Raw genomic sequence first — 8,644 nt, forward strand, 5'->3', positions numbered from 1 at the left:
CCTTTGCGGCATTATTGTTTTTTATCAAAATCCCGGAAAGCGGAAGCGCAAAGGAGGAAAATATACTTTATCTTGCAAAGGACGGACTGGTGTTTCTGAAGGAAAATCCGCTTCTTATGGCGCTGATTCTTTTCATGTCCGGCGTTAATTTTGTGGCATCTGCCTTTGATGCAGCCTTGCCCGGTTATGTTCTTCCGAATCCCAAAGGAGGCTCCTCTGTTCTTGGGATTGTTACATCCTGCGCCGGTATTGCGATGATCTTAGGCAGTCTGTTAGTATCCGTTCTGCCAAAACCGAAGGATAGAGTAAGGATTATTTACCTGACGATGCTCTTTTCGTTAAGTACTGAAAATTTTTTGCTGGCATTTTCCCGAGAACCTGTATTGTGGTGCATAGGCCAGGTGATTGGGTGGATTCTTGTGCCGATTATGAGCGCCAACATGGATGTGATTCTCAGAACCTCCATTCCCGTGGAGCTGCAGGGACGTGTTTATGCCTGCCGCAATACGTTTCAGTTTTTCACCATTCCCATAGGATTGTTTGTTGGCGGCTTTATGGTAGATAATGTGTGTGAGCCATTTATGCGCATATATGGTGATGTATCTATTTTAAAAGCCTGCTTTGGAACAGGCAAGGGCTCCGGCGCCGCGCTTATGATGTTTATTCTGGGCGTAAGCGGAAGCTTAATTTGTATCATTACAGGCAGGAAGCTGAAAAAGTATCAATATCATGAAAAATAATACGCCATTTGCTATGTAATAAACAGCCCGATGATCCGATAACCAAAATAGGAAATGGAAATGTGTTGAGGAACGGGAGGCAGTGTGAAAAATCACACTGATGTGCTGATTTTTCACACGCGAAATTGTTCGCGTTGGCTATATTGTTTCTGAGCGAAAACAAATAGCCATGATGGCAGACGCAAATTTGACATTTGCAATCTCACTTTTGTGAGATTTTGCCTCTTCGCGACAAGTCGCTCAGAAATGAGGTATGACATGGTGGCGGGAACGATACGAAATGCAGTAAATCAAATGCTGGCAGCAGGCAGCTGGGAAAACAAAAAGAAATCGGGAAACCTTTTGAAAAAGAAGGATGCAGAGCTGACCCCACAGGAGCGGATGATTCAAGACTTTAAGGAACAGCTTGAGGCCAACCGTGAAAGTGAGAAGTATAATCAAATTTACACAAAGCTCATGAGCGGCCAGGACCTTACGAGGGAAGAGCTGGACAGACTGAAGCAGAAGGACCCTCAGGCATACATGGAATATAAGGCTGATAAGATGGAGCAGAAGGCCTATGAGAGAAGGCTTCGGAATTGTAAAACAAAGGAAGAGGCAGAGAGACTTCATGTGAACAAAATGAACGGAAAGCTTTCGGAGCTAAAGTCTGTTGTGAACAATCCTAATATACCAAAGAGCGAAAAGGTGAAAGCGGCAAAGAGGATATTGGGAGACGCCAGACGGATTGTGCAGGTATATCATGACTTTACAAAGAGCGCTGCCTTTGGGCAGCTGCCTACGGAGGAAGAGGTCAGGAGGGCGAAGCACCTGCAGGCAGAAGAGAAGGAGGCTGAAATTTCTTCTGACAACAAGGAACAGCCGGAATATGAGACGGATGATAGTGGAATGGCGCAGGAGCTGACAGAGGATAAAGATGCGGCAAAGGCCGAGAAAAAGATTCTGGAAGAAATGTTAGAGCTGGAAGAGAAGCATTTTGGAGAGAAGAAAAAGGCCGTGCAGATCGACGTGTCGCTGTGAGGAAACATTCCGGCGCTGCATTATCCAGCCAAATGTCCGTGTCACAGGCAGTCTGGCCCGATTGACGAAAAGAAGTGAAGGAGCGCCTATGAATAAAGCTTTTGTCTGACAGGTATCAGATAGAAGCTTTATTTGCGTTGTGTATTCCTAAGCCTTTGGCGGCATTCCATATGGCATCTCGTACAAGATGACGGTGCTGTTTTGCAATATCATGAAAAAAAGAAACTCTACACCCAAAACTGCCGTCAATCAGAATAAAAAATATAAGAAAATATAAAAATATTATACAAAAAGCACAAAGCATTTCTAATTTTCTATATTCCCGTTCCTGATATTCCATAGACCCGATCCTGTTTTTGCATTATGATAAGTGCATCAAAGAAAACAAAGGAGGTAGGAAGCTTTGAAAAGAAAAGTGGCTTTACTTATGGCGGCAGTAATGACAGCCGGGCTGTGTGCATGTTCCAGCGAAGAGCCTGCCCAGGAAACGGGACAGAGCTCATCCCAAGCGCAGACATCACAGGCGGCGCAGACAGATGCGGCGGCTGAAACGGGAACCGGCACAGAAGCGGCAGAAAGCCAGGCTGAAGGGGAATGGAACTTTGAAGGGGTCACTTTAAATCTTGCGCATGCAACCACAGGAGAGGTGGGAGATGCGTTTCTGGCACAATTTGAAGCCTTTGAGGAGCTGACGGGAGCCACCATTGAGGTGGAGATGCTCTCCGCAGATCCGGATGAACAGGTAAGCACCTTAAGCGTGCGTGCGGCTACGGGAAATCTGCCGGATATCTGGCAGAACTCTATCGGAGCCATGATGGAGACCATCGACCCTCAGGCCAACGTATATGACCTCTCCGGACAGGACTGGATCAGGGAGAATGTGACGGATACCTACCTGGAGATCGTGGCAGATGATGAGACGGGAGCCTTGTACGGAGTGCCCTGTACCACATCAAACGTAGCGGGATGCTTTTACAATAAAACGGTGTATGAGGAGCTGGGTCTTAAGATTCCCACCACCTGGGAGGAATTTCTGGCAAACTGTGAAATCATAAGCTCCCAGACAGACAAAGTGCCGGTGGCTACACCCTACAGCGACGGAGCCGGCGCCCAGATTCTTTTCCTGGCCCAGTACTACTATGTAAATCAGGAGGACCCTGAATTTGCAGACAAATATACAAATAGAGAAATCGAGCTTCATGAGTCTCCGGCGTATATGAGGGGACTGGAAAAAATGAACGATCTTTATGCCAACGGCTATCAGAGTGAGGACCCTCTGGCGCTGAGCTTTGAGGACTCTGCCATTCAGGTGGCACAGGGCGATGCGGTGATGACCTTCTCCCGTACCAACATCATGGCTACGGCGGCAGGCGTTGTGCCGGATTCCCTGGATGAATTCGGATTCTTCCCGCTTCCGGACGAAAGCTCCGATGTGCTGGGAGTGGCTACCTGGATGCCTCCTGCATGGTGCATGAATGCCAATATTGATCCAGAAAAGGAAGCATGCGCGCTTGCATTTATGGAGTTTATGACCACCAGTGATGCCATAGACGCTTACTGCACCAAGACGGTGCCCACGGGAGCCTTTATGTTAAACGGCATCGAGCTTCCCGATAACATTACCAGTGCGGTGAGAGAAGCACAGGAATGGGTGGAAAGGGCGTCCACTCCGGTTATGGAATATAAGTGCTCCATAAAGGGAGCAAACCTGGTAACCATACTGCAAATGGTTGGAACCGGTGAGTATACGCCGGATGAGGCAATCACGGAAATTGAGATGGACAATGCCATTGACGCACAGCAGAAGGGCATTGCAGGCTGGTAAAGCTTCTGTATGGATAAGGACGGCTGGATGCGGACCCCGGGGCATTGCCCGAGGGCGGCGCGTCCAGCCGTTTTCTGAGTGCGCACACGCGCATATTGAAACGAGGTAAGCGAAAATGAAGAAACTGAATCATAAAACCTACCCCCTGTGGCTGGCTATGCCGGGGCTTTTAGTATACTTTCTGATCTTTGTGGTTCCCACCTTTGCATCCTTTTATTTTTCCATGACCACATGGGATTTAAAGACCGCAACCTTTACGGGACTGCAGAATTTTATTACCTTTTTTACCATGAGCAGCACCAATGCGGCGTTGAAAAATACGGCCATCTTCGCTTTTTCCACCTGTGTGGTAAAGCTTATTCTGGGTCTGCTTCTGGCAAAATATGTATGCAGCGGAATCCGCAGCGGCAACTACTTAAAAATTGTGGTGTTTTTCCCTACCCTGCTGGGAAATGTAGTGGTGGCGGTGGCCTTTGAATCCATTATGGACGCCAATGGAATTTTAAATCAATTTCTCTCCATCTTCGGAATAGACGCCATCCGGTGGCTGACGGACAAACACTATGCTTTGTTTGCCTGCTTTCTTGTAGATGTGTGGAAGGGCGTAGGCCAGGTGGCCATTATTTTTGTGGCGGGCATCAGCGCCATTTCCAGCACCTACTTTGAGGCGGCGGCCATTGACGGGGCTACATCCTGGCAGACCTTCCGCAAGATCACCCTTCCGCTTCTGGTGCCCACCATCAATACCATAGTGACGCTTTGTCTCATCGGCGGGCTGCGAAGCTACGACCTGATCTATGCCCTCACCGGAGGCGGTCCCGGATATTCCACAGAGGTGATCGGAACCATTGTCTATAAGCTGTTTTCCAGAGGCAGCTATGGACTGGCTACGGCGGGTAATGTGATCCTGTTCGTGGTGGTGTCTGTCATTGTATTCCCGTTAAACTCCATCATTGCAAAAAGGGAGGAGCAGATAGCATGATCAGAAAAAGAACCCTGTTTAGCAAAATCATTGAAATTCTGCTGGTAGCCCTTACCGCAGGCACACACTGGGTAGTTTTCTATTTTGTAATCATCAATTCCTTTAAGACCAGGGCGGAGTCCGCAAGGCTTGATCTGTCCCTGCCAACGGAGTGGAATGTCATAGAAAATTATACCTATATTTTTCAGTATCAAAATAGTGCGCTGCTCAAGGCCTTTAAGAACAGCATTGTCCTTACGGTGCTTTCCATAACCTTTTTGGTCTTTGCCTCAGCGGCCACGGCTTACATTCTTCAGCGGAGGAAGGGGCTTATCGGAAAGATATCTGACAAGCTGATTATTGCGGGATTAATCGTTCCGGCGGCCATTATCCCCACCTATTGGGTGCTGAATCTGCTCCATGTAGACAACACATTGTTTGGACTGTGTCTGGTGGAGGTAGCCTCCCTGTTTCCCTTTGCTACAATGCTGTATAAGGGCTATATCAGCTCTCTGCCCCCTGAGATAGACGAGGCGGCAGTAATTGACGGCTGCAGCGCACTGGATTTGTTCGGCCGCATTATTTTTCCGCTGTTGAAGCCCATTACCGCCACCGTGGTGATACTGCGCTCCATTATTGTATATAATGATTTTCAAAATCCCCAGTATTTTATGTCCGGGTCCAGCACACAGACGGTGCAGTCCTTTGTCTATTCCCTGAAGTCCACCTGGACTACGGATTATGGGTATCTGTTTGCAGCGGCCCTTGTGGTATCGCTTCCTCTGATTCTTCTGTATATCTTTTTGAATCAGAAGATTCTGGAAGGCATGACAATGGGTTCTGTAAAGGGATAAGAGAATGGATGACTGTTTGCTTCTGATATCCTATAATAGAAATAAAATAGGAAAGGAAGGAGGCTGCCTATGAAAACTCATAGCTTTATGCGCAGGCTGTTGTTTTCTTATCTTGTGATTGCCCTGATTCCCCTGCTTGTTTTAATGGTGATTCTGCTTAGTCTCAATGTGAAGGCTGTGGAACAGGATGTACAGCAGAATCTGGACTCAGTGGCGGAGCTGACCAGCACCCAGCTTGAGGCAGTCTATAATACCATGTCTTTTATCTCGCTGGATATTGTGGCGGATGAGGAATTTATGAGCGCGGCCAACAGGCTCAATTACGGAACCAATTCCCTGTATGAGGAGTCCACCTATTATGCGGCGGCCAGCAACGAAATCTGCTCTTATTCCTATACCAGTGCGTCCTACCACACGGTTTTCTTTAACTGGAACGGTCATTTTATGACCAGCTATGATTACAATCAGGGGTACACCTACCAGTACAGGCTTCCGGAGGACTTTTTGGAGGGGCTTGAATGGCTTGACACAACCCTTAATAACTATGGCAGGGCAATCCTGCTTCCGGTGTCTGCCTCTGTACTGCCTAATGTGGAGGAAGAGGCTCTTACGCTGGTTCGTGCGGTGAGAAATCCAGGGGATGTCATCGGATTTTTGGCAGTTCAGATGGCAAAGGAGGATTTTGAGCAGATTTTTGACCTGGGAGGTCTCAATGGTATGGAAATTCTGGTAGTATATGGAGATTCCGTGCTCTATCAAAGCGAAGGCTTCCCGGTGGAGCTTTCCGGACAGATTCAGGTGGAGGAGCTTTTGCAGGAGATGGAGGGAGAATATCTGGCAGCGGCCAGAACCAAAGAGGAAAGCGGACTGACTACCATTATGGCGGCTGAGATGGACAGAGTATATGAACGCACAGTGGACACGCTGGAGGTTTATGTGCTGGAGGCGCTGGTTATCATCACCCTGACCATAGGCGTGATCGCCGTTATGGCCAGACGCATGTCCAGGCCCCTTGTGGCCCTGTCAAAGGAGATGCAGGGAATGACCCTGAAAAACCTAAGCAGCGTCACAAATGATAAAATATTTGGAAGGTACAGTGAGACAAAAATCCTGCATCAGGAGTTTGTGGACATGAAACAAAGGCTTGATGTTATGATCAACAATGAGGTAATGTTAAAAACCTTACAGACCAGGGAGCGGCTTCACTACCTTCAATCCCAGATTAATCCCCATTTTCTGTATAATACCTTAAATATTATCGGTATCATGGGAGCGGAAAACGGGGATGACCGCATATATGATTCCTGTCTGAAGCTGTCTGAGCTGATGCGGTATGCCATCTCGGACAAAAATACCAATACGGTGAGCTTTTCGGAGGAATTTAACCATATCCGCATGTATCTGGAGCTGATGAAGCTCCGATTTGAAAACCGCCTCACCTATGACATACAGTGTGGGGAAAATCTGGAAAAGAAACAGGTGCTCCGCCTGATTCTGCAGCCCTTTGTGGAAAATGTATTTGAGCATGCCCTGGACGCAAGGCATTCCACTGTAAATATCTCCGTAAGAGGAATGGAGACAAAAGAAGGCTGGGAGATTGTCATTGAGGATAACGGAGCCGGAATGGCTGATAAGGAGCTTCAAAGGATGAATGAGGATATCAGCCGGTATTTTCAAAATCTGGATTTGTCCAGAAAATACATGGAGCAGCAGGATGGCATCGGGGTGAAAAACACTCTGATCAGGCTGTATTTGTATTATGACGGGGCCTTTTATTACTCTCTGGAAAACAGACAGGAAGGAGGCTTTCGGGTAATACTGGGAAACAAAGGAAATTCATTGGATTAATATGCCCTGAGGTGGGTAAGGAGCGTAAATATGGCAAGCAGCAATATAAGGGTGGTAATTGCAGAGGACGAACCACCCATCGGGCGTTTTCTGCGAAAGCTGGTGGAACAGACCCCGGGCTTTGAGGTGGAGGCCGTGTGTTTAAACGGTGAGACGGCCCTGGAGGCAGTGAAAGAATTTGAGGCGGATTTGATTATTTCAGATATCCGTATGTCCGGCTTAAGCGGTCTTGAGCTCATTGGAGCAATTAAGAAAGAAGCAGGAGAGATTCACTCTATTATTGTCACAGGCTATAAAATGTTCGAATATGCAAGAGAGGCCATTTCTTTGAGAATTGACGCCTTTATTACAAAGCCTATCAATCCAAAAGAGCTGCGCCAGGCGCTGCAGATGATTGAGGAAAAGCACAGGTCGGCTAAGACAAGCAGCCTGAGACTGGATTTGGAGACTATTGTCCGGGCGGGAAAGGAGGAGGAATTTAAAAAGCAGATTCCCTTTCCTCAAATCAGGCTTTTGATTATCTACTACAGCGGGGACTCCAAGGATATTGTGGAGGTGCTCAAAAAGCTGCAAAAGGAGCTTTTGTATGTACGGTATAAGGAAGCGGTGGTGGTTTTCGGAGACGGAGAGAAGCCTCCAAACGGCTGGCAGGAGGCTGTGACAAAAATCCTCTGTATGAGAAACCGGAAAAAGACCTGTATTCTCGTGGAGGTGGAAAAAGAAGCCTCGGGGGGAGATTTTGTGGCCCGCCTGCGGCAATTTTACCGGAACACGGTGCGGAAGCTGGCAATACCGGGGAAATCAGAGCATCTGGTATTTCCCTCCTTTTGCGAGGCCGGAGAAAATTACGAGGGAGACGAGGGGCTGCTTCGTCAGACGGAAATTGCCGTGATGGCCAAGGACTACGAAAGCATTCAGGAAAGTCTGTCAGGCCTGTTTGATAACTGGAAGGAGAAAAAGGCGTCTGTCTTTCATATGCGCAGCCGGATTCACGCCGTGTCCTCACTGATGGAGAGGGCGGGAATTCTTACCTGGGATAAGGTGACATTAAACGACCAGCTGGATGAAATGCTGGTGTGCATGGACAGCTACGACGAAATCCGGGAGGCCGTGCTGAAATGCTGGATGAGCAGTCTTTCCACAAGGGAAAATTCCTCCAGCAGAAGGGACTACCGGACATTTGAGCAGATCAGGGTATTTATCGAGCAGAATCTGAGCCAGAATTATTCTCTGCAGGAAATCAGCAGCATTTTTAAGGCCAGCCAGCCCTATATCAGAAAGGTATTCCGCCAGTACACCGGAAAATCCTACAATGAATATGTGGTGGAGAAAAAAATCCGGTATGCGGTGGAGCTTATGGAGACCAATCCTGACATTTATATAAAGGATATTGCGG

8 protein-coding genes are annotated in these 8,644 nt (G+C 47.8%); 7 read left to right on the forward strand and 1 reads right to left on the reverse strand.

Annotated elements, in window-relative coordinates:
• Positions 1-740, forward strand: a 740-nt coding sequence (locus AC1WIP_RS07120) for an MFS transporter (protein WP_481141197.1), incomplete at its 5' end; no start/stop codon positions are given.
• A gap of 258 nt (positions 741-998) precedes the next feature.
• Positions 999-1,760 (forward strand): hypothetical protein, encoded by a 762-nt coding sequence (locus AC1WIP_RS07125; RefSeq protein WP_481141198.1) that lies wholly within the window; start codon positions 999-1,001, stop codon positions 1,758-1,760.
• 115 nt (positions 1,761-1,875) lie between these two features.
• Here AC1WIP_RS07125 and AC1WIP_RS07130 read toward each other — a convergent pair whose 3' ends face one another.
• On the reverse strand, positions 1,876-2,100 hold the full coding sequence (locus AC1WIP_RS07130; protein WP_481141199.1) for a hypothetical protein: 225 nt from the start codon (positions 2,098-2,100) through the stop codon (positions 1,876-1,878).
• Between the two features lie 63 nt (positions 2,101-2,163).
• On the opposite strand from AC1WIP_RS07130, the gene AC1WIP_RS07135 reads away from it, so the two are divergent.
• The 5 genes from AC1WIP_RS07135 to AC1WIP_RS07155 form a co-directional block, all read left to right on the forward strand.
• Complete coding sequence (locus AC1WIP_RS07135; RefSeq protein WP_481141200.1) at positions 2,164-3,585, forward strand: ABC transporter substrate-binding protein; 1,422 nt, start codon at positions 2,164-2,166, stop codon at positions 3,583-3,585.
• Positions 3,586-3,700: 115 nt separating this feature from the next.
• Positions 3,701-4,567, forward strand: a complete 867-nt coding sequence (locus AC1WIP_RS07140; protein ID WP_481141201.1) for a carbohydrate ABC transporter permease — start codon at positions 3,701-3,703, stop codon at positions 4,565-4,567.
• Complete coding sequence (locus AC1WIP_RS07145) at positions 4,564-5,400, forward strand: carbohydrate ABC transporter permease (protein ID WP_481141202.1); 837 nt, start codon at positions 4,564-4,566, stop codon at positions 5,398-5,400. The genes AC1WIP_RS07140 and AC1WIP_RS07145 overlap by 4 nt, the downstream gene beginning before the upstream one ends.
• Positions 5,401-5,469: 69 nt before the next feature.
• Positions 5,470-7,248, forward strand: coding sequence for a sensor histidine kinase (locus AC1WIP_RS07150; protein ID WP_481141203.1), 1,779 nt, complete (start codon positions 5,470-5,472; stop codon positions 7,246-7,248).
• A 30-nt stretch (positions 7,249-7,278) separates the two neighbouring features.
• On the forward strand, positions 7,279-8,644 hold a 1,366-nt coding region (locus AC1WIP_RS07155), incomplete at its 3' end, for a response regulator transcription factor (protein ID WP_481141204.1).

This window comes from Acetatifactor sp., from assembly GCF_982438285.1.